Below are 21,022 nucleotides of genomic sequence, written 5' to 3'. Positions count from 1 at the left end.
TCAGAAATTCTACTCAACACTCAGCAGCTTTTCTCACTATTTCATCAACTGAACTCCTTTCGTCATGTATAGAGGTTTTTAAAAATGACATTAAGTCATAACACAACAATTCTGTGCCTTCACGATTAATCGCAGAAATTTTATAAACGGGGCCTTTCCAATTGAGTCGATTTATAATTTCCTGACACTGCACTTGCGCGACCTCAGGAGGCAGTAAATCAATCTTATTAAAAACCAACCAGCGTGGTTTTTGCGAAAGGTTTTGACCAAATTGTTCGAGTTCGCTGATGATCGCCTGAATAGATTGAACGGGATCAGAACCGTCTAAGGGAGTGATATCGACAATATGTAATAATAATTGGGCTCGTTCTAAATGCTTGAGAAACTGAACGCCGAGGCCTGCGCCCTCGCTAGCGCCTTCAATTAACCCCGGGATATCCGCAATAACAAAGCTTCGGTATTCTTCCACGCGCACAACGCCCAAGTGCGGATACAATGTTGTAAAAGGGTAATCCGCAATTTTTGGGATTGCCTTGGAGACAGCATGGATGAAGGTGGACTTTCCGGCATTGGGCAACCCGAGCAAACCGACATCGGCTAATAGCTTAAGTTCAAGTTTAAGTTCGCGGACTTCACCCTCTTCTCCAAAGGTGGTCCTCTGAGGAGCGCGATTGGTGCTGCTTTTAAAGTGCGTGTTTCCTAGACCATGCCGACCCCCGCGAGCGACGCAGAGTTTATCACCAGCCTCAATCAGATCACCAATAAGCTCGCTCGTTTGTTTATCGTAAACGGTTATGCCGAGCGGCACCGGAACTATTAAATCCTCGCCTTTTTTCCCACTTCGGAGCCGTCCCATACCAGGCTGCCCGTTTTGCGCCCGTAATAAACGTTGATAGCGAAATTCGACTAAAGTGTTGACGGATTTGTCTGCTACAAAATAAACACTGCCACCGTCGCCGCCGTCACCACCATCTGGCCCACCGCGAGGTATAAATTTCTCACGACGAAAGCTAAGGCAACCATGCCCCCCATTGCCTGCTTCTACACGCACAAATGCCTCGTCAACGAATTTCATGCTTTAGTCCACTTAGCCTCATTCTTGAGAAATGGAGCGCGATTAAGACCCGCACAAGTTTTACATAAAAGAAAAATACCTCTATTCGCTCCCTTTCCACTTACCGGAAAGGGCTGAAGAGAGGAAATTATCTGAGACGATAGAGTCGCAACAAAGGATAATTCTAAGACCGGCTTTCTTCAAGCGGCTCAATGGAGACAAAATTACGCTTCTTCGGACCCTTGCGTGTAAATTTTACTTTGCCTTCGACCAATGCATACAAGGTATGATCACGACCCACACCCATATTTTCACCAGGGCGATAATGCGTGCCCCGTTGTCTAACAATAATATTCCCCGCAAGCACACGCTCTCCCCCAAAGCGCTTAACACCCAGCATTTTAGGATCGGAATCACGTCCATTTCGCGTACTACCACCGGCTTTTTTATGCGCCATCTGTTTTCACCTCTTTTTTCGCCTTTCCTAATGCTATTCCCATAATTTTAACTGCGGTAAAGGCTTGTCGATGTCGTTGCCGTTTCATGTGATGTTTACGGCGTTTGAACTTGATGACTTCAATTTTGGCTTGCCGCCCCTGATCTACCACTTCCGCCGTCACCGCTGCATCTTTTACGGAAGGCGTTCCGATGTGAAGCTCATCACCTGCTGCAACCATCAATACATCGTCAAATTTCACCAATTGACCGACACCTTGCGCCAACTTCTCTACTTTTAACATTTGCCCTTCGGTAACGCGGTGCTGCTTACCTCCGGTTTTAATGATTGCATACATCATCAAATCCTCTGCTAGTCAGAAAGAGGTGCATTTTACGGAATCTTTTGGGAGATGACAAGCATGAGGACTCCAGGCGTCTATGAGTTGACAGATAACCGAGGGGGCTGGAATTGAGGCATAACAAGTGAGTTGGTGGATAATACTTGCATAGTCAGGAAATTCTTTGAATAAATCAGTCTCATTAACTATTTCAAAATCCTGAAAATCAAATCCTGGCGAAACAGCGCAATCATACAAACTCCAACTCATAGACCCTTTTACAATAGCCGCAAACCAAACGCCTGCCTTTACTGCAAGCTGAGGCTTCGCCTCCCCATCAACTAATGGATCGCCTATAATAGCCCGATTATATTTCTTCGAAATGGGATCTAATAAATGGATGATGATCAAGCTCCTTGCATGGTGATACCAAACTTCGTCGATTTTATCCGGTGCCAAGCGAAAAAATCGCTTCTGGGCAAAAGATAATAAATAGACGTACTGCACAGGCCGTTCGCCATCTTCAAATTCTTAACGGCACGTTAACTACTGCTCTTTGCTCAGCGTGTAAATCTTCTATTTGCGCATTAGTCACCGGATTATTAAAGCTCCTTATGCACAAACAAGCGACATTAAAATCTTTACACGTTTGGTAAAATCCTGCAGTCTCCATATCAATAGCATCTGCGGCTTTATCTTTAAACAATTTTTTATAATCTTTAGAAATGTTTATACTAAGTTAAAAAAAGACCCCTCAGCTAAAATCCCTTTAGATGAGTAGATCTCCCATTACCTGAAGGGTCTTTTTCTGGTGCGTTCGTTCTGGTTGTGAGTTTACGCTTTTCTTTTATAGAAAGATTCTAGAAAGATTGAAATCAGCCATGGCTGGATTATTGGTGAGTAATTTCTACTCATTGCTTACACTGAGGACAGCAAGATTGGCAAGTTTTTAATTTCTTCGTGACGAAAACAATTCGTCGTATGGTCATTAACCATCCCCACCGCCTGCATAAAAGCATAACAAATCGTGCTCCCAACAAACTTAAACCCTCGCTTTTTTAGATCCTTGGACAAAACATCCGAGATAGCTGATCGGATAGGTATTTGCTTGGCATTTTTCCACTGATTCTGGATAGGATGCCCACCGACAAAATGCCAAATGTAATCGGAGAAGTTCCCCCTCTCCTTTTTAACTTCCAAAAACGCTTTTGCATTGTTTATAGTAGCTTGAATTTTTAATTTATTACGAATAATGCCAGCATTTTCTAATAAGCGATCTATTTTACGCGGGTTGTATTTTGAAATAATTGATGCGTCGAAATTATTGAAAGAGTCTCGATAGTTGTTTCGCTTTTTTAGAATAGTCAACCAGCTTAAACCAGTCTGCATCCCTTCTAAAATTAAAAATTCAAACAACAATCGATCATCATAGATGGGAACTCCCCATTCCAGGTCATGATAATGAATGTAAATAGGATCATTGCTTACCCAGGTGCATCGCTCCTCCTTGGGAATATTAGTTTTCTTTTTATTCATGAGATCTCCTGCACTTACAGTCATTCCAATAATTTAAGGCGTCAGAGTTACTTGACAGTTCCACAGAACCACCCCTAGCATGTGGAACCATGAAAGTGACGGTTAAAAAAGCCACATTTGAGATCGAATCCCTTCGACAGCCCGTGCGAAAGGACATTGAAGCAGTGGATGCTCTGGTTGTCAAAGAACTTTCTTCGGATGTGCCTTTGATTGAGACCATCACCCAGCATATTATTCAAAGTGCCGGGAAACGGCTACGGCCGCTGGTTGTGTTGTTGACAGCACGTGCTTGCGATTACAGGCAAGACGTTGAACATCAGGAACTCGCAACGGTTATCGAATTTATCCATACAGCGACCTTGCTTCACGACGACGTGGTTGATAAATCAACGCAACGCCGCGGTCAGAAGACCGCTAATGAGCTCTGGGGGAATTCCGCGAGCGTGTTGCTGGGAGATTTTTTGTATTCCCGTGCCTTTCAGATTTTGGCGCGACGTAGTAACGTTCCTATAATGAAAATACTCGCGACAACCACGAACCAAATCTCAGAAGGGGAAGTGTGGCAGTTAATGAATCAAAATGATCCCGATATTGATGAGGCGACTTACTACGAAGTGATCCGCCGTAAAACGGCTCAGTTATTTTCCGCTGCCGCTGAAATCGGCGCTATTGTCGCAGCAAAAAATAAAACCTGGCAAAAATCCATGGCCGCATTCGGTTTGCATTTAGGCATGGCTTACCAAATTATTGATGATCTTTTAGATTACAGCAAAGATGCTTCCGCACTCGATAAAAATGTGGGGGATGACTTGGCGGAAGGGAAAGCCACACTTCCCTTGATTTACGCTAAACAACAAGCGCAACCCGCTCAAGCCGAACACATCCGCGAAGCTATTAAAAATGGAGGGCGGGATGGTTTGCAGTGGATAATGAAACTTATGGATGAAACTCGGGCCAGAGAATACACTCAACAATGTGCTCTGAGGCAAGCAGAAAAAGCACATACTTATTTACAGCAACTTCCGCCGTCACCCTATCGAGATGCGTTGAACGCGCTAACGCAGTTTGTAGTAAGCCGTCATTATTAATCAATTGCGATATGGGGGCCCATCCAGTAAACTTCGCACATCGTTGGAAACCTACTTTTCTAAACGGGGTGTAGCTCAGCCTGGTAGAGCACTGCCTTCGGGAGGCAGGGGCCGGAGGTTCAAATCCTCTCACCCCGATTTAATAATCAATAGCGCGTAGTCTAGCTGAGATTGCGAAGTCAAACGGTGTGAGATTTTATTCTCCAAAACTAGCATTATTATCAAGGTCAGCAGCCCAGTTGGCAGGCAAAATACCTTTAGCAACATAACAATGAATACTTGAATATTGCCAGTCAATAGGATTTTTTACATACCCATATTTTACTCGATTGTAATGAATGTAATTGACATGCTTTTCAAAATCATCTTCATTACAAATAATGTGTTCCCAAAATCATCCTTGCCAAATTTCTCGTTCTCGTTTCGATTTCCGACTCATAGAAATTCTTTCAAGTTTTTCTGTTGAACGAGAAAAATAACTTTTAATTAAATTCCATCGTTGAGAATAATTTGCGTCATTTTCTGGTAACGATATAATCATACGGAGATGATCATGCAAAATAACAAACGTCTTTATTTTAAATGGATAATTTAATTTTATCTGAGGAAATGATAAACGTAATTGATCAATGTGCTCAATTAAAAGCGAATACTTTCGTTAAAGCAAATTAACCGTGAAAAAATAAGTGCCTTTTGAAATAGAGACTCTGCGACACTGCGTTTTTTCCTTCCTTTTTGTTGGGCTAAATCTTTAGGCAGCCATTGATTTAAAATAATATTTTTTATTGTGATTTTATTCTGGGCGTCTCTGTATCTGGAAATGCCAACACTACATTACAATCGTCACATTTACAGCCAGATGCACCTGGATTATGTGGTATGCCTTTAAATATCCAGTATTCTAGCTTTAAGCTTTGTCAGTCCACTTTATTTTTTAATTCATTAGTCAAAGGATCATACATCCATACAACTAATTTGCCATCTTCATCCCTATCGCTTGGAGGATGGAACATTGGATTACCTGCCTCATCAGAAAGCTTAATAACCCGGTCTATTTAGTTGCAACCCGTTGTCATAAATACCCCTAAGATCACTTATTTATGGATTTTTTCATTATTTAAAAAAAGAGACTTCGGAGCTGGTATCCAATAGAGAGGTTGTATGCCATCGAATAATTTGGTTACACCTGTTTGCCAACGTATTTCTCAATCACTCCTTTTACTTTCTTAACCGTTAATGGTTTTAACATAAAATCATCCATACCAGCCTCTAAACAAACAGGTTTGTAAGATTCATCATAATTAGCGGTAAGAGCTACAATAGGTAATAGGTACGCGCAATTTGTTATTTTCTATCTTTCTTATTTCTTCTGTCACTTCTATGCCATTCATATCTAGCAACCCTACATCCATAAAAATGAGTTTATATTTATTTTTTTAAAACATTTCAAACGCTTTTTGTCCGATTTCAGCAATATCCACGTGATATCCTAAATACATCAAAGTTACTTTCGCTATTTTTTGAGCTATTTCAAGGTCTTCTACTATCAATATCTTAATTACCCATATTTCAAAATTCTCCTTAAGATTCAACAAAATCGTCACTTAAAGGAAGCTTAAAAGATATCGTGCAAATAAATTGTGTTCCTTTCTCATACTCGCTAATTAAGTCGATCTCCCCCTCCATTTCGTGCATAAATTGTTTAACAATCCGCAATCCAAGGCCAATACCTTTATAAAATCCTTTATTTGAAAGTGACAACCGAGAAAATTTCTCAAAAATATATTCTTGTTTTTCTTTAGGGATACCAATACCTGTGTCTTCAACAATAAATCGAACGATAACAAATTTACCCGTTTTGCGGACTAAATTCACTTTTAACTTAACATACCCTTGTACAGTAAATTTAATTGCGTTGCTTAACAAGTTAATAAGAATTCTATGAAGTCGATAGCGATCACCAATTAAATAGAGGCACACTGGAATCATAATCTAACTTTAATTGTAACTGTTTGTATATTGCAGCCGGCTGCTCAATTTTTATGGAACTGTCAAGCAATTTTTTCAGATTAAATTTCTTTTCAAAAACCGCTAGTAATCCAGATTCAATTCTAGAAAAATCTAAAATACTATTACAATAATCCAAAAGCTCTTTAGCGCACTGCGTAATATCGCCTAAATATTCCCTTTTAACTTCATCCGTTTCACGTTCCCATAAATAATTAGCCAATCCCCACACACACACCATTGAAGGGTGTGCGAATGTCGTGTTCCATATTGCGCATAAATTCAGTTTTAACGAGCTTAGCCTGTTCAGCTATTTCTTTTACTTGTCGCAATTCAGCTTCTATACTTTTAAGACGGGTGATATCAATCGTATTGCCAACAATACCTACGATGTTACCCTTTTCATCTAACAACGGTCTTTTAGTTGACAACTGAGAGATCCGCTCTCCTGAAAGAAAGATGTTCACTTCTTCTCTCGCTATCATTTTTCCTTTTTTCATGACCTCTAAGTCATTTTTTCTAAATTCATCAGCGGTTTCTTTTTTAAAGAGTTCGTAATTCGTTTTACCTATAACGTCGTTCGGTTTCCACAAAAATCCCATTTTCCGCAAACTTTCACTTGCTGTGGCGTTTAGTCCTAACCACACTCCCTTTCTGTCTTTCCAATAAATATTGCCAGGAATGTTATCAACAATGTGCTTTAATTGAAAATTTTCCGCTTTTAACTGTTCCACAGTTTTTTTAATTTAGTTACTTCATAACGAGTATTCGTTTTCCTCAAGGCACCTTCTTCCATTCTTTTTCCTTAAGATACTATTAAATATGTGTTACATCCCATGTTCGTTTTCCACGGTTAAGAAAAATAAATGATTAAATAGATATATATAAGGAACAATCATTTATTTCATTGAAAAATACCCAAATCAGATATATTGTAACCTTACATCTATAGACTGTCACTGTTTAAGATCCTATAGAGGATTTCGTTTACCCGTTCAAAAACATGATAGTGTCACATGGAGTAGTAAATGTTAAAAACCCCGTACTTTAAGAGGCTGAAAATATGCGTTTAAGTTCTTTTACTAGTATTCGTTGGAGTCCCCACTGACTATTATTTTGCGTTGCAATAAGAAGTCAAGCAGGTTTTAAAGTTACCCGTATATTGGCAAGCTTGGCTATTACTTCTCAAAAACAGAGTCGACCCTTTTCTGCTCCCCTTTTCCCCCAGTCTTGGATCGCTCACAAGTTGTATCGCCCACATCGACAGAACCACCCTGCTCTTTATTTGCCCCACATCACTTTTCAACAAGTGCTTTACCTCGTCTTCCCGTTTTGGACACGATGATTAATAAGGCCTTGGCTGCAACAAATTTTTACCTTTAAAAAGAAAAGCCATTGTTTATATTCATCACCCATTACAGACGTCAGTGAATTTAATTGAGGGACTCATCCGTCTGGGAGCTAAGCCTCAGAATATTTTTGTTCTTGGCAAGCATTATTCCGAATGTCAATTGGTCGTTAAACAAATAAAACAGTTTGGTGTTTTTTATCAGCCATGCTCGATGCAGATCGGTTTAGGAAAATTTTCTCAAAATTTTATCCGAGATATTAATTGGTTATGGTTTAATATAATGACTCATGTAAAAGAAGACGTTGAGGAGATTTTAATTTTAGATCATGGCGGATATGCTTTGTCATTTATTCCTGAACAAATATTATGAAAATATAAAGTGATAGGAGTAGAAAAAACGACAGCGGGGTTAATAAATCTAGATACACAGGGGTTGCCTCCTTTTCCTTTGTTTGGAGTCGCTAATTGCGCCGCAAAAAAATTATAGAATCGTCCCTTATTACGGAAGCTACAGTAAAAAAATTACTGCCTTTAATATCGATCAAGGAAAACAATTTAACATTCGGTGTCATAGGGTATCGATCCATTGGCAAGGCTATTACGGATAAATTGTTATCGATGGATCATAAAGTCATCGTGTATGACAATGATCCTAATCAGTTAAGAAGTGTAAATAAGATGAAAAATTTAGCCACTACGAATGAGTTATCGGCACTTGTGAAATCTTCTGATTATATTTTTGGTTGCACGGGGCGTGATGTCGCTACTTCCATTGATTCCTTTAGACTTTTTCCTAAAAATAAAACTTTAATTAGTTGTTCTTCTGAAGATAAAGAATTTCTGTCTCTATTACAACTTGTCCAACAAAAAAATAATGCTAAAGTAGCTGCAAAACCTTTGGCTGATGTTGAATATAAGACCGATATAGGCGCTACTATCCGTATTCTTCGTGGAGGATTTCCGATTAATTTTGATGATTCTGGTGAATCTGTTCCCGAAAACGATATTCAACTCACTCGGGCACTTGTACTAGGGAGCGTATTACAAGCCATTCAATTTTTCAAAAAACCGGAGATATTAGAGAAGGGGGGCGTTTGGGCACTCGACCCTCAAATTCAAAGTCTTATAATTCGCGAATGGCTAAAATATCAACCCGAGCAACATTTTCAAAAGGATATTATCGATAAATTCCAAAATGAAGAATGGATTTTAGAACATTCTGGAGGAACTTATGAATCATGTGAGGTTTTTTAGAAAATTATACTGACAGAGGCACTCACCCTTTTCTACTAAAATAATTTAAATGTAAAAAAGTACGTAAGTTAGGCTGAGCTTGCGAAGCCCAATAGTATAGAATTTTATTCTCTAAACAATCATCATCCTTATCAAGTGCAGCAGTCCAGCTGGCAGGAAAAATACCTTTAGCAATCTAACAATGAACACTTGAGTGGACTCTGCGATATTGTATTGTTTTTCTTTCTTTTTGTTGGGCTTCGCAAGCTCAGCCAAACCTACGCGCTTTATCAGCAACTATTAACTATAACTACTATAACTATTAGATGAATTAAAAGACTCGGACGATGAATATTCAAACCTAAAAATGTAAATCTAGTTCATGGTTTTCGGTGTCTTGATCATTTGTAGAGACTCTTGAATAGGCAAAATAGGAGTTGCAAAGTAGGTGTATGCGTCTAAACAAAACTATGAAATCAATGTGTGGAGTGAAGATGAGATCGCTGAAAATACAAATTTTATGCAGCTAGAGAAGGTCCTTTAGGGGTGATTTTTTCTGTTCTTCCAGAATCTCTTTCCCACAGGTTCTTAGAAAAACCTGGGTATTTGCCCTGAAGAACAAGCCACCACGAAAATACTGTGACACGACAGCCGCTATTTCTATGGTAAGAGTGGCTTGCACAGCATATTTAAGAAATTTTAAGATCGATCCGAGCATATTAGCGTTCTTAACAATTTCCTTTTTTTGCTCATATTACTTTATAATCTTAAAGACTTCTCAAAAGATATTTACTACCTTAGGAGCATGAATTTCTCAAAATTTAGTGTTATATTCGTCGCTGTGTCTTACTCCTAAGTCTCCTGGTTGCGTCGATTCAACCCACGAAGTCAGCTCCTCATCAACCTTTTCTTGAATCTTTTTAAGCACTTTATTCAATTTTATTAGTTTTATTCGACTCACTTATCTTTTTTAAAACTTTAACAGCCATTGACGCGAAGAACTGATCTCCAAGCAACGTTAGTGCGTTCGATAAATCAAGCGAAAAAACATCTTCTAAATGTCCAAATTGTTGAGGCAGTTGGGCAAAAGATAACTTCTTTTTTTGAGTTCGGTAATTCCGTATTAGATTACCCATCTATTTATTGACAATTTGAGTTAATTCACACGCCGCCACTTTATTTCCATTTCGAGAGGATAAGTGAATATAGTAATCATCAACCGTTCTTCCGTCATTTAAAATAAAAAGCAAAAAACGCTCGCGATCAACTACCGCATGAATCAGCCTCATCGTCTAAGGAATGGAATCCTAATCCGAAGGCCTCAAATTTTTCTGGCAAAGAAGAATCTGGATTTTTACACCGAGTCCAATAATCATTAGCCATCGCAACGATATGGATCTTACACAATTTTTCTTCAACGGAGTCTTTGTTCGATCCGCTTTTCGCATCTCTTTCTTTTAGCCGACGAATCAGAGATTTAGTTAAGCCTAATCCCTCGCAGACATAATCGGTGACTTCATCATTGTTGAAAACAGCGTGCCACAATAAAAGATCTTGAATATATTCTTCTTTTTCAAAGTCTTCATAAGAAAGCTGCTTGGTTTGGATCAATTTCCAAATGTTCTGCTTTACGGGAAGGGACTGCGCATTTGCGTATCGGAAAACACATTTGCGATATCTTTTTCTTCCAAACACTAAAAAAATTCTTACTCGGTAGTAGCCTGTAAGTAAGGGCCTTCTGATTTGCGACGGCTTGCTTCCTCCACTGGCGAAGCATCATAACCAGCCACGATTTTATAAGCTTTTATAATTTCTTTATACACAGCCCAATGATAATCGTATTCAACACGAGTTACTGGGTCGCTGATGGCTTCGCTGGCTTCATTGATTACTTGAAAGCGGTTTTGGACAGCTTCTTTTGTTTTCGAGGCATCCGTCGGGGGAGGGTGATATTTTTTTATCTTTTCTCCATTCGTCTGGATGCCATATAAGAACTAATTTGTGATAGGATTTTCTCATCACTTCGTTGCTCGCATCCGAAGTCAGGGCTAACACGGCATAATAATCCTTTCTGGAATTAAATTTTTTATAGTAAACTTTTCTGTTAATTGATGTCATTAACGAGTTAGTGTTTTTTTTCCGCTTCGTTTTCATCAACTTCATCCTCTAGTTCCCAACCGTTCCGTTGAACGGCGCAGAACGAAGCAGTCCCGTCAAAGAAACGAATGGGAACCACTTCCTGCTCTGTAAGCGCCCCCCACAAGAACGTAATTCCACTTCGGTGCCATAGGTTCTAGCAGCTAACAATTGACCGGACTCTTTCTGTTGAACTATTTGGCTTAAATTCTGATACAAACTTGAACCAGCACTGCGTCGGGCTGCTTTCTTTCCGGAATTAACCTTTTCTGCAAGTGATTGATCCAATAGTAACCCAGGTAAGACGCACACAAAAACTGTGTGAGTTGTTGCACATCCAGAAGTCGTTCTTGCTTAATTTTTGTATTTAAAAAGAAACGGTTACATCAGTGCGAAAGGGCCTCTTTCGTTTTGCTGCTTTATTCCAGCGGTTGGGCACGCATTTCTTCGCTAAACGGCGTAGGCGTATCGAGGTATTTCAAGATCGATCTAACAAAGGGCAGTCTAAAGGGATTCGAAAAGCCGGTGAGGCCCCTTGCCACCGTTCTGTAATAAAAACTCCATCGCCACAAAGAGAATTTTCTTATCTGTTTCATCAGTAGTCGCCATATACTGCGCTGCGGCATAATCAAATAAGGACTCCCGATCTCCCTCCTCATCCTCCCAAAACAACTTGTCGGATAAACTCACTTCAATAAATCGGCTGCCTTTTAACCATTCGGTATCTCTAGCAAGTTCGTTTTTATCCTGAAAAGCAATTTCTATTTTTAATTGAAAGTTTTACCAAAGCTTTTCTTTATTTTTTGGATTATCAGACTCGCTGTGTCGTTTGTTCAAAAACGCTTATCTTTCTTTACAATCCAGAGACGTGGCCAGAGACGTGGATTCCAGTCTAAATCGTTTTCCATTAAACAAGTACAAATGTTTTCTTAAGGAAGCGAAAGAAGTTTGAGTCATTTTTTCTATTTCTCGAGTGATCAATCCGCGCAAGTGCTCGTGGACAAGCGCTTCAGTAGTCTGATCGTTTAAACCCCATTGAGCAATTGTAGCTTCAATATTTTTCTTTGGCACACCTCAGGCTTCTTCTAAATCCGCTTTTAATATTTTTTTCTGTTCCTTACTTAACTATTCAGGATAGCCTTTCTTATCAGCGAAATTCTTAAATATTTTCACTTTCGTTTGGAGAACAACCAACTGGCATTGCGCATTTAGGCATCTCCACTGAGCCGCTTTGAATTACCTTCAATAAATGTGACGAGGAGCAACCAATGATGGCCCTAATAGACAATAAAGATGAGGTAGCCCGATTCCATTGCGTTGATCAACAGCTTTGCTTAGCCGGACTATTCGCTTTAGCGATTTTGGAATCATAATATTCGCGACAAGCCTCTTCTTGTTTTGCATCGAGATCGGATGCTGATATAGAGGTAATGGCAAGCAAGAGCGCTTTATCTGGCACGGAGCACGCCAGGGATTGAAACGGATTATTGCCCCTTCGCAGGCGATCATAAAATTTTAAGCTAATTCGTTCTTCAATCTCTCTCCAAGCAGTTGAGGATGTAGTGATGCCTTTATCGTGAAAATATCCAAACATGAAAAAGCCCTTAAATTTAAGCGTAAAAAATAGCACTTACTCTAATTATCTCTCTAAAGCTTCTGTAAACAAAAATGAATACACCTGAACCGTGTATATTGATTCAAATTTAGGCACATACGATTAAGATTTTATTAAACGGATTTAAAAAATTTTTTGAATTATAATTTAGTAAATAGCAAAAAAGATCAGTTATATCGAGAAAGTGCGTAAAATTTATTCAGTCCAACGGTGAAATTTTATTCTCCAAAATAATCGTCCTTATCAAATTCAGCAGGCTGTTGGCTGGGAAAATAATTGAGCAACGGCAATGAACACTGGAGTAAGAGCCTGCGATATTGCCTGTTGCTTCTGTATTTGTTGGGCTTCACAAGATTAGCCGAACCTACGCGTTATCGAACTACTTTAGGTCACGAAATCCAGGCGATTTCTTTTTGCTCAAGCGCTTCCACATAATCCTGTTTATTTTGAATATACCCTCGTCGATCATGAGCGAATTACTGAGCAGTTCAATTTTTAAATCAGCGTACTTTTTAGCTTTAGCGAGGTAAGATTTAAGCTAATCACGAAAATAAAGATGCCTTACAATTTCTCGGCCGCCTGCCTTGAACGTATGTACATAAAGCGATGTCCTGGAATGCCATATTCTCCCCAAGCTTCATAGCCTAATTTTTCCATTGGGTCATTAAATTTGTCCACTAATTGTATATCTTTCACTTCAAGGATAATATCAACGGTTGGCTTGGCCGCGAGACCTAGCACAGATGTGCTACCGATATGGTGGATTTCAGCAAATATATCAGAAAAAATTGACTTAAGCAGCAAAGCTTCTTTTTCAAATTGGTTTGAGCAATCAAGATCACATGGCACAATTTCAATAATTTTTTACCCTTTATTCATACAAATTTTTTTAAAAATTATTGACATCTCAGCGCATAAATTGCGCTCAGCCCAACTCTGTGCTGTAATAAATACTTTCGTCATTTCCGTAAGGGTGATAATCTATCATAAAGTAAGTTCAAAATTTCCCTTACATAAAACTACTCCATTATCGCAAGTTTGGGTCGATAAAATGAAACGTTTAAAAATGAAGAAATTTTTATTATCAAAAGGTAAATGACCTACAGGGGAAAATGATGACTTATGAAATCAATCTGAACTACCCATCCAAAAATTTCGATAAACGCATTCGCTTTTTAGTTTTACATTATACAGCTGAGAATTTCGAAGAATCCCTTGAAATCTTGACGCAAGAAGCTTTTGAAGTAAGCGTGCATTATCTTATTCCTAAATCACTCATCGATGGAAAAAACTGTGCGTGGCATGCGGGTATCAGTGCCTGGCAAGATTGCACACATCTCAACGACACTTCAATAGGCATTGAAATCGTTAATTCAGATTATCAGAAGGAAGGCAAAAAAAGAGAGTGGTTCCCATTTCTCGATTATGAAATCGAATTAATCATTGAATTGATGAAAGAGATTATTGAGCGTTATCAACTTCACCCCACCTGCGTTGTCGGCCATTCTGATATTTCGCCAGAAAGAAAAGCAGATCCAGCTCCTCTCTTCCTATGTAAAAGACTATACGAGCGGAGTATTGGCGCCTGATATGACGATGAATATAAAAAAGAAATGGTGGAGCGCAGGCTTTCTAATGAGACGACTGGTATTCGGTGGTTACAAAGACATTTAAAAGCTTACGACTATTCGATTCAAGAAACGGGAGAATTGGATAAAAAAACCCAACAACTTGTTTACGCTTTTCAAATGCACTTTCGGCCAAGCGATTATTCAGGCGTCCCCGATAAAGAAACTTATGCGATACTCTATGCGCTGGTTAAAAAATATTTTCCTGAAAAAGTTTCCTCACCACTAAGTTGATCAAAGAAATACGATCATTTTCTCAGGGATCGTGGATTTTTTAATTTTTGCATCGGTAGAATGATACTATCAGGATAATCAAAGCGGTATCTATTCCTGCCCCCACAATCCCCCCCCAAAAAAAACTAAATTTCCAAACGCCATCGATTTTGTTTTAGAGTAAACCAATCTATTAGCTAGCAGGATAATCTTTTTATAGCAACTAACGGCTAGAGGAGCGTAGGCACGATGCACAGTCACGTACCCAGGCGTAGATTTTAAATACCATTTTCCTTTATTGTTGCCTGAGCAAACAGCTAACCCCCAAAACAGGCGGCGTTACCACTTACACACTTTGATGAGTCCCATTTACGATAGAGGCGTATCCAGTTAATAACATTAATGGGGAAAGCATTATTGACGTCACAATTATCTTAATGAAATTTCGTTATAAAACCCCAAAAGAGTCCTGTATTTACTCATTCAGTTAAGTCCTAAGCCATAGTTGGGCTCCTTCGTTGAATTTACCCTCTTTTCTGCTTCGTATAAAACCAACCCTCGTCGCTTTGCTTGAATAACATATTGATTTATCATCCCCTACTCTAATTCTTCTTTGATAGCTTTCAAACGCTGTTCGATATTTTTTCGATAATCGAAATAACACAAGAACGGCTATTTTCCTTATTCGAAAAAAGAGCGTAATAAAATAAAATTAATAATTTACTTCTTTTCTAAAAAAACTTCTTGTTGAGTTGATATATCTCCATTTGTTAACTCAGCAAGTTTATTTCCAATATATAAAAATCGAATAGGATGATAATAAATAGCAATTTGGGGACCTAAATTAGCTGCGGTTACGTAGTTTTTTCAGCGAGCGCTAGCTCGGGTTTCAAAATATTGAATTAACGTAGTAATTTTTAACCTTGAGACATCATCCATTACATTTAATTATATTTTAATATTCTTTCAATTATTATTTTGTAGCTTAGTAGGAATGGTTTCTTAATATTTTAGGGACGATTTGTTTGTTTTGTTCAGTGTATTTGTAACTCCTTCATGTTTTATGCTGCAACGTTATTTTGATCTTCTGCACTCAAGTGAGAAAATGAATTGAATTTCTTGGTAAAATAGGATCTTTGTTGGGCACAGCACGATTTGAATTTCCCATGTTAGCATTAAACAATCCAAAAAGAAGAATGGACTCATTTTGATTGGAGGGCCCCTTCTTTGTCTTACTTTCATCTCGCTCAACGTCAGCTCTAGACTCAGAAGAACATTGTACAAAGCAGCGCGAGTTAGATTGTCGGCTCATTTGAGCTACTGCTCCAAGGAAAGCCGAAGTCGTTTCGCCGGTCGAGGAAAAGGGTGTATTTAACTTGTAAATAAAACGCTTACACCTGGCTTCTTTTTCCTCAATTTCTTTCTCCAGCATTTCGATCGTTTCAATGATGGCGAAATCACGTATAAGACTTTTACCCTCAAAACTGGGTTCAAAGCTAAAATCGTAGACTTTGCGGATAAATTTAAGCAATCTCCTGCTGTTTTTTATAGTACCAGGTAACAGCCCCAGTTTTCCCCGCTTCGTTAGTAAATATGCCCATTCTTTTTGAACTGTAGTGTTTTTGGCCATTGGCCATTTTATTATTTTCACTATCCGTTTATAGGAATCCATATTACGCCGCATAGTGACTAATTGGACTTCATAATTCTCTTTTTTTATTTTTAATTTATTTACAATATTTTTACGTATTTCAGTAACACTCTTGTCGTTTTCAATAATTTTTAAAATTATTTCGATTACTTTGTTTAAGACCCACGTATTATTCCAACTGTTCAGAAGTGCATTTACAATGGAAATCGAGTTTCTGATAACCTTATCAAGTACCAATGTCTTTTTCATGGGATAATCCCTTTTCAGAGTATACTGACAAAATCAATGCTCAAAATAACCGAAATGTTATTTAGCATTAATCAAGAAAATATTAAGGAGAGCAGGCAAAGGCGAATAGAGTTCAGACATAAAACGTATGTTAAGTATCCTAGCGAATGAATCAAATTTCTTGTTTTCTAATAAAAGTAAAGAGTTATCATAAGCATGTTCATAAGTCTTTTTCCGTAGGCACGGCGGACTTCAATAGAAATTTCATTTGTTATTAATGCAGCAATATTACTCCTCGAGCAAGTAAACTTGTGACTATAGATAGCATCAGTCAAAATGCACTGACTATCTTTATAGGCTCTTTCAGTTTAGATTTAAAAAATATAAATCATCAGATTTTAAGCTGTTCCCAAGGAGCCGCTGATTGATTTTATCTGCTCCTTATTACTAACGTTTTTTCAATCTTTTTACTTCTCAATACGAGAAGTAAAATAATATGCACTTGAAAAAACCAACTGACGGAATAATAACATCCTTCGAGCAATATTGGCTTAACCATTTCCTCAATCCGTTTCAGACATTTATTCACGAAATTTGTATCGCGATAGGTTTTCTTGAGCATTGCTATCAGCAAATAAAAATGTGCATGAAGATAAACGTGGCTTGGATAAGCTCTGCTTTTACAAATACAAACACCGCCTGCGCGATCTATTTTATTGATTGCTTCCTCGATTGATCAAAATAACTGGGATTTCTAATTGCAAATCATTTCTATGTTTTAGTTCTATTTTAACATAACTATTCTCCAAATTTAGTGTTAGGGCTAATTGATCCATCTGAGTTAGCAAGAGATAAAATATGGGCGACAGTGATTAGATCAAGCAACGCATGTCTGTTGGAGCTAAAAATAGTTCGAGTTTTTTGTAATAATTTGGTATCTACTTTCAGTAATTGAGACAAATCAAAGGTCTTGCGATTCAATTCACCCGCTTCTTCTATCGCAGTAGGAATATCTTGAACAATTAACAAGGTATTTTTTAATACATTAACCGGGATTTCACGAGAATTAAAGTTATGCGCACCCATGCTAAAAAATAAGTCGAGCGGTTTTCTTAATAAAAATTTAAACTAAAAATTAATGGCATTTTAAAATCAAATAAAAATCATTTTTAAATTGCCAGCGTAATAAAAATACAGTGATATTGAACTAATATTATTATTTTAGGACGATTTTCATGCGAAAAAATAGAAATATACCCGATTCTAGAAACACCTCCAATTAGTATAACTTAAAAACTAATCAAGGATTACTTATTATTAGGTCCGTGACTATACTTGACTATCTTTTTCAAAATTTATTTAATGTTAATAACATATCCTCAGATAACGAAACCAGAGTCGTAGAGCCCTCTTCTGCTCTGCGTAGAGACTCTGAAGAAGAACCCTTAATGCTGCCAATCCTACTGCAATTCTCTTTACAACTCGGACTTCTTGCACTTTGTAACGCACTGAAGCAAGAAAAGATGCGACGACGCATAATTACTGAACCCGAAGTGGGTTTCATTGAAAACTTCCAGAAAGAGCATCCTCATCTTAGCCGAATAGTGGAAAGTCATTTAAAAAAGCGGAAAGTAACCGATAATGGAAAAGTATTTATTACATCATTACCGCATTCCCAAAGCGAGTTGAGGTCTGCCAAAGCATGGTCGCGCGCTGGAATAAAATAGAGAAATTAACGGAAGGCCTTCGTTCTTCGATAAAAATAACTACTTCTGATCAATTAGAGTCTTTAAGTAAAGAAGAAAATAAGTTCATAGAGAAACTCACTAGTGTCTCAAATACTATCAATGAAGTCTCTCTGCATGCGGGCTTGGTATCTAAAAAAGAAAGTGAGCAGACCTCTATTAATTTTAAAAAACTTACGCCTTAATACAGGATTGGGTTAAAAATAAAGAACTTCTTTCAAAAATTGATATAAGAACATTGAAAAAATTACACGTTCTTTTAACTAAAGACTGCGGTTCTAGCGCTTTTCGCGATAAATCCAGGATTAGCCCTAGGACACGACGGTTATTTTACCTACCTTCCGACTTAGATAGCGTCGCGAATGATATCATTAATTTTCTAAGATCAGACTCCCCCACAATTTATAAAGCGATAACAGTTCGAGAATTGTTGTTATGAGCCCATTTATTTTGTGATGGCAATCAATGAGTTGCATCGCTGATTCGGATTTAGGTTTTAGAAACTCACGGAATTCCGACCAATGTTATCTCCACTGAGGATGCAGAACGACTCATGCTGCTGGTGAAGCCGTTACGGATGCCAGGTACTCTTCCTGCGGAAGAGGTGAAACAGTTAGAATTTAATTCCAAAAATGCAGAGAAGTTAGCAGGTCGATACTTCCGTTACGCATCATGATTTCTTAACAATATTTAGATTTTTTCTCGAATCGAACTAAGCTTAGAAAGCCTCTATGTCAAACGTAAAAAAGAAATTTTAGAAATGATGACTTCCCGTATCGAAGAACCTTTTGAAATCTTGTGTAAAATCTTACATTAGGAACAAAATTTGGAGAATTGCTTTTCCTACTAGAGGGCCACCCAAAATTTCTAAAACGACCAAAGTAGCCAGTTTTAATATTACAATGGAAAAATCCGTTCTGGGGAGGGGAATAAGAACTAGGATTTACTTAATGGGCAACGAACTCCTAATTGTCTAACAGACAAAAAATTCTTTTTGGAGTCTTAGTTTGTCTCATTATTCCTTTAAGCGGAATGAGCACCGATATTTATTTACCATCTTTACCCGCCATTGCCCAAGATTTTCAAACGGGTAAATCACTTTCTCAGGCTACGATGACTTCATTTGTCTTAGCTTTGACTTTATCCCAACTTATTGCGGGGCCTGTTTCCGATGCTATGGGACGCAAAATATTTATATTGACTTCCCTTTTTGTTCAGTTCCTTGCTATTGTAGCAATTATCTATTCAGCAACGATCCAGTGGATGATCGGTCTTCGCTTTCTACAGAAGTTAGGGACAGCCCTTATGATGGTTCCCGTGCGAACGATTAACATCGATGTTTTGTCTGACCATACCCTGAAAAAGCAGTTAAATTATAACACCATTAGCTTTGCGATCGGTCCTATTATAGCTTCGTTTATCGGCAGCTATCTTCAGCATTATTTCGGATAGCAATCTAACTTTTATTTCCTATTGATTTGTATCATTATTGTTTCTGGTTTGGTGCTGCTCTTTTACCGAGAAACACTTTCATTTCGATATTCTTTTTCAATTCAACATTTATGGAAAAATTACGGGATTATTTCACAAAACTTCTACTTTTTACTTCTCGGCATTTTCATAGGAACACTTTTAGGAACACTTTGGGATTAGGTAGCGATCTTTAACATAACAGCACCTTTTTTGGTCCAAACCTTTTATAGCGGTCAGGCCATTACTTAGGGTCATATTGCTCTTCTTATGGGGGTTACTTTATTTTCAGGGAACATTATAAGTCGCCTATCATTTTATATCGAGAAAAAATAAAAATTCAGGTTGTCCTTGCGTCTAGATCGTTACCTATCTTAATCATGCTAATCTTAAGTGGACGAGGCCACCTTTCCCTTACCTTACTAACCATTCCCCCTTTTTCATTATTTTTTTTCAGTGGCATTATTATTCCTATCCTCATAGGCGAAACCGTGATATTTTTCCCGAACTAGCGGCCTCAGCCAATGCCTGCTTTTTCATTTTGGTTTGGTTGACCTTCAGTTTATTCACTTACCTAGTAGCTACCTGGATCAAAGTTCATTCTCTATTCTCATTGGCAATGGGCTACTTAAGCATTAACCTATTTTGTTTAATTGCTTATTATGCTTTCATTCGCCGATTAAACTAAGGTTTGTTTGCAATTCTACTATGCTCCAGAATTCATTGATTTTCTGTACTGCGGTGCTGGAAAATCAATGAATTCTGGCTGAACCTAGGGGATTGTAAATAGACCTAAATAGGGGCACTGGTTGCACTCTAAAGGCCGCTAGTCTACTATTTAAGAAAGGAACTAACTTAAATAAAAGGATTATTTATGACTACTTTGTTCAAAAATCTGACTCTTCTTACCGCCCTATCGTTATCCTTAATATTCGGTCTTAGCAGGCTGCGACCAGAGCGCACCGTTGGCGCAACCACTGGGGCTGCTGCTGTAGGCGGTTATAAAACCGGGCGGTATAACCGGCGCGCGACGCTCTAGGCGCTAAAACAAGCGTTGTGGTGGTGTTTCTCTGGTCCAGCCGTGGGCAATGCGCTTACTAGTCGTCGATATCGCCATTACGACTAAAAAGCAGCTATCAATCATTTGAGGTTTTTCTGAATTTTCGCCTGCACAAACAAAATCCCCGTGTTGCTCGGGGATTTTTATTTTGTGGTACTTGATCTGTGCGAACAAGTTCGCGCAACGGCGACCCAAGAGGAGTGTTTGCCCATTCTCTTTTTTAAATCCCCT

24 protein-coding genes, 1 tRNA gene and 6 pseudogenes are annotated in these 21,022 nt (G+C 38.3%); 11 read left to right on the top strand and 20 right to left on the bottom strand.

Features of this window, described 5'->3' with window-relative positions:
- Positions 1-13 precede the first annotated feature (13 nt).
- From cgtA to OWO34_RS01785, 6 genes are all read right to left on the bottom strand, one after another.
- Positions 14-1,075 (bottom strand): Obg family GTPase CgtA, encoded by a 1,062-nt coding sequence (gene cgtA, locus OWO34_RS01810; RefSeq protein ID WP_267256352.1) that lies wholly within the window; start codon positions 1,073-1,075, stop codon positions 14-16.
- A gap of 163 nt (positions 1,076-1,238) precedes the next feature.
- Complete coding sequence (gene rpmA, locus OWO34_RS01805) at positions 1,239-1,511, bottom strand: 50S ribosomal protein L27 (RefSeq protein WP_267256351.1); 273 nt, start codon at positions 1,509-1,511, stop codon at positions 1,239-1,241.
- A complete protein-coding gene (gene rplU / locus OWO34_RS01800; protein WP_456064368.1) occupies positions 1,501-1,854 on the bottom strand; it encodes a 50S ribosomal protein L21 in 354 nt (117 codons plus the stop codon). Before rplU ends, rpmA begins: the two co-directional genes overlap by 11 nt.
- 12 nt (positions 1,855-1,866) lie before the next feature.
- Positions 1,867-2,337 (bottom strand): cupin domain-containing protein, encoded by a 471-nt coding sequence (locus tag OWO34_RS01795; RefSeq protein WP_267256350.1) that lies wholly within the window; start codon positions 2,335-2,337, stop codon positions 1,867-1,869.
- A gap of 16 nt (positions 2,338-2,353) precedes the next feature.
- Positions 2,354-2,536: a phosphorylase family protein gene (locus OWO34_RS01790; protein WP_267256349.1), complete on the bottom strand. Its 183-nt coding sequence runs from the start codon at positions 2,534-2,536 to the stop codon at positions 2,354-2,356.
- A gap of 212 nt (positions 2,537-2,748) precedes the next feature.
- Positions 2,749-3,390 carry a DNA-3-methyladenine glycosylase I gene (locus tag OWO34_RS01785; protein ID WP_267256348.1) on the bottom strand — a complete coding sequence of 214 codons (642 nt, stop codon included), beginning with the start codon at positions 3,388-3,390 and terminating at the stop codon, positions 2,749-2,751.
- A gap of 65 nt (positions 3,391-3,455) precedes the next feature.
- Between OWO34_RS01785 and OWO34_RS01780 the strand changes: the two genes are divergently transcribed.
- The gene (locus OWO34_RS01780; RefSeq protein WP_267256347.1) at positions 3,456-4,454 is read left to right on the top strand and encodes a polyprenyl synthetase family protein; all 999 of its coding nucleotides are present in this window, start codon (positions 3,456-3,458) and stop codon (positions 4,452-4,454) included.
- Positions 4,455-4,518: 64 nt separating this feature from the next.
- Positions 4,519-4,592 (top strand) — tRNA-Pro (locus OWO34_RS01775).
- Between the two features lie 1,443 nt (positions 4,593-6,035).
- On the opposite strand, the gene OWO34_RS01765 is transcribed toward OWO34_RS01775, so the two are convergent.
- The 3 genes from OWO34_RS01765 to OWO34_RS01755 are packed head-to-tail and all read right to left on the bottom strand — an operon-like array spanning position 6,036 to position 7,195.
- Positions 6,036-6,443, bottom strand: coding sequence for an ATP-binding protein (locus tag OWO34_RS01765; protein WP_267256346.1), 408 nt, complete (start codon positions 6,441-6,443; stop codon positions 6,036-6,038).
- On the bottom strand, positions 6,412-6,684 hold the full coding sequence (locus OWO34_RS01760; RefSeq protein ID WP_267256345.1) for a sensor histidine kinase: 273 nt from the start codon (positions 6,682-6,684) through the stop codon (positions 6,412-6,414). Before OWO34_RS01760 ends, OWO34_RS01765 begins: the two co-directional genes overlap by 32 nt.
- Positions 6,677-7,195, bottom strand: coding sequence for a PAS domain-containing protein (locus OWO34_RS01755; protein WP_267256344.1), 519 nt, complete (start codon positions 7,193-7,195; stop codon positions 6,677-6,679). Before OWO34_RS01755 ends, OWO34_RS01760 begins: the two co-directional genes overlap by 8 nt.
- Before the next feature lie 693 nt (positions 7,196-7,888).
- Between OWO34_RS01755 and OWO34_RS01750 the strand changes: the two genes are divergently transcribed.
- The 3 genes and pseudogenes from OWO34_RS01750 to OWO34_RS01740 all read left to right on the top strand — a co-directional run.
- Positions 7,889-8,182: a hypothetical protein gene (locus tag OWO34_RS01750; RefSeq protein ID WP_267256343.1), complete on the top strand. Its 294-nt coding sequence runs from the start codon at positions 7,889-7,891 to the stop codon at positions 8,180-8,182.
- Positions 8,183-8,277: 95 nt separating this feature from the next.
- Positions 8,278-9,066, top strand: a complete 789-nt coding sequence (locus OWO34_RS01745; protein ID WP_267256342.1) for an NAD(P)-dependent oxidoreductase — start codon at positions 8,278-8,280, stop codon at positions 9,064-9,066.
- Between the two features lie 200 nt (positions 9,067-9,266).
- Positions 9,267-9,347 (top strand): annotated as a pseudogene (locus OWO34_RS01740) (AI-2E family transporter); the annotation flags it as partial.
- Between the two features lie 961 nt (positions 9,348-10,308).
- On the opposite strand, the gene OWO34_RS01735 reads toward OWO34_RS01740, so the two are convergent.
- The 7 genes and pseudogenes from OWO34_RS01735 to OWO34_RS01705 all read right to left on the bottom strand — a co-directional run bounded on the left by OWO34_RS01735 (position 10,309) and on the right by OWO34_RS01705 (position 13,657).
- Positions 10,309-10,656, bottom strand: coding sequence for a hypothetical protein (locus OWO34_RS01735; protein ID WP_267256341.1), 348 nt, complete (start codon positions 10,654-10,656; stop codon positions 10,309-10,311).
- A gap of 95 nt (positions 10,657-10,751) precedes the next feature.
- Entirely contained in the window at positions 10,752-11,006 is a 255-nt protein-coding gene (locus OWO34_RS01730; RefSeq protein WP_267256355.1) for a hypothetical protein, read from the bottom strand.
- Positions 10,927-11,163, bottom strand: a complete 237-nt coding sequence (locus OWO34_RS01725) for a DnaJ domain-containing protein (RefSeq protein WP_267256340.1) — start codon at positions 11,161-11,163, stop codon at positions 10,927-10,929. The genes OWO34_RS01730 and OWO34_RS01725 overlap by 80 nt, the downstream gene beginning before the upstream one ends.
- A gap of 48 nt (positions 11,164-11,211) precedes the next feature.
- Complete coding sequence (locus OWO34_RS01720) at positions 11,212-11,493, bottom strand: hypothetical protein (protein WP_267256339.1); 282 nt, start codon at positions 11,491-11,493, stop codon at positions 11,212-11,214.
- A 192-nt stretch (positions 11,494-11,685) separates the two neighbouring features.
- On the bottom strand, positions 11,686-11,871 hold the full coding sequence (locus tag OWO34_RS01715) for a hypothetical protein (protein WP_267256338.1): 186 nt from the start codon (positions 11,869-11,871) through the stop codon (positions 11,686-11,688).
- A 631-nt stretch (positions 11,872-12,502) separates the two neighbouring features.
- Complete coding sequence (locus tag OWO34_RS01710; RefSeq protein ID WP_267256337.1) at positions 12,503-12,775, bottom strand: hypothetical protein; 273 nt, start codon at positions 12,773-12,775, stop codon at positions 12,503-12,505.
- 410 nt (positions 12,776-13,185) lie between these two features.
- Positions 13,186-13,657: pseudogene (locus OWO34_RS01705) on the bottom strand (GrpB family protein).
- Positions 13,658-13,769: 112 nt separating this feature from the next.
- On the opposite strand from OWO34_RS01705, the gene OWO34_RS01700 reads away from it, so the two are divergent.
- From OWO34_RS01700 to OWO34_RS01690, 3 genes are read left to right on the top strand one after another with little or no spacing between them, the layout of a single operon-like run.
- On the top strand, positions 13,770-13,895 hold the full coding sequence (locus tag OWO34_RS01700) for a hypothetical protein (RefSeq protein ID WP_267256354.1): 126 nt from the start codon (positions 13,770-13,772) through the stop codon (positions 13,893-13,895).
- A gap of 16 nt (positions 13,896-13,911) precedes the next feature.
- Entirely contained in the window at positions 13,912-14,385 is a 474-nt protein-coding gene (locus OWO34_RS01695) for an N-acetylmuramoyl-L-alanine amidase (protein WP_267256336.1), read from the top strand.
- Positions 14,386-14,409: 24 nt separating this feature from the next.
- Entirely contained in the window at positions 14,410-14,658 is a 249-nt protein-coding gene (locus OWO34_RS01690) for a peptidoglycan-binding protein (protein WP_267256335.1), read from the top strand.
- Between the two features lie 14 nt (positions 14,659-14,672).
- On the opposite strand, the pseudogene OWO34_RS01685 reads toward OWO34_RS01690, so the two are convergent.
- The 3 genes and pseudogenes from OWO34_RS01685 to OWO34_RS01675 form a co-directional block, all read right to left on the bottom strand.
- Positions 14,673-15,052 (bottom strand): annotated as a pseudogene (locus OWO34_RS01685) (hypothetical protein).
- 678 nt (positions 15,053-15,730) lie between these two features.
- On the bottom strand, positions 15,731-16,537 hold the full coding sequence (locus OWO34_RS01680; RefSeq protein WP_267256334.1) for a hypothetical protein: 807 nt from the start codon (positions 16,535-16,537) through the stop codon (positions 15,731-15,733).
- A 777-nt stretch (positions 16,538-17,314) separates the two neighbouring features.
- Positions 17,315-17,602, bottom strand: coding sequence for a hypothetical protein (locus OWO34_RS01675; protein WP_267256333.1), 288 nt, complete (start codon positions 17,600-17,602; stop codon positions 17,315-17,317).
- Positions 17,603-17,751: 149 nt separating this feature from the next.
- Here OWO34_RS01675 and OWO34_RS01670 point away from each other — a divergent pair.
- A pseudogene (locus OWO34_RS01670) lies at positions 17,752-19,078 on the top strand (CBU_0372 family Dot/Icm type IV secretion system effector).
- A gap of 133 nt (positions 19,079-19,211) precedes the next feature.
- Positions 19,212-20,419, top strand: a pseudogene (locus OWO34_RS01665) (MFS transporter).
- A gap of 354 nt (positions 20,420-20,773) precedes the next feature.
- Here OWO34_RS01665 and OWO34_RS01660 read toward each other — a convergent pair.
- Complete coding sequence (locus OWO34_RS01660; protein ID WP_267256357.1) at positions 20,774-20,965, bottom strand: hypothetical protein; 192 nt, start codon at positions 20,963-20,965, stop codon at positions 20,774-20,776.
- Between OWO34_RS01660 and OWO34_RS01655 the strand changes: the two are divergent.
- Positions 20,921-21,022: pseudogene (locus OWO34_RS01655) on the top strand (hypothetical protein); the annotation flags it as partial. The gene OWO34_RS01660 and the pseudogene OWO34_RS01655 overlap by 45 nt on opposite strands.

Source organism: Coxiella endosymbiont of Ornithodoros maritimus (assembly GCF_907164965.1).
Lineage (GTDB): Bacteria > Pseudomonadota > Gammaproteobacteria > Coxiellales > Coxiellaceae > Coxiella.
Note: the sequence above shows the minus strand (reverse complement) of the source record. Positions and strands in the feature narration are given on the sequence as shown.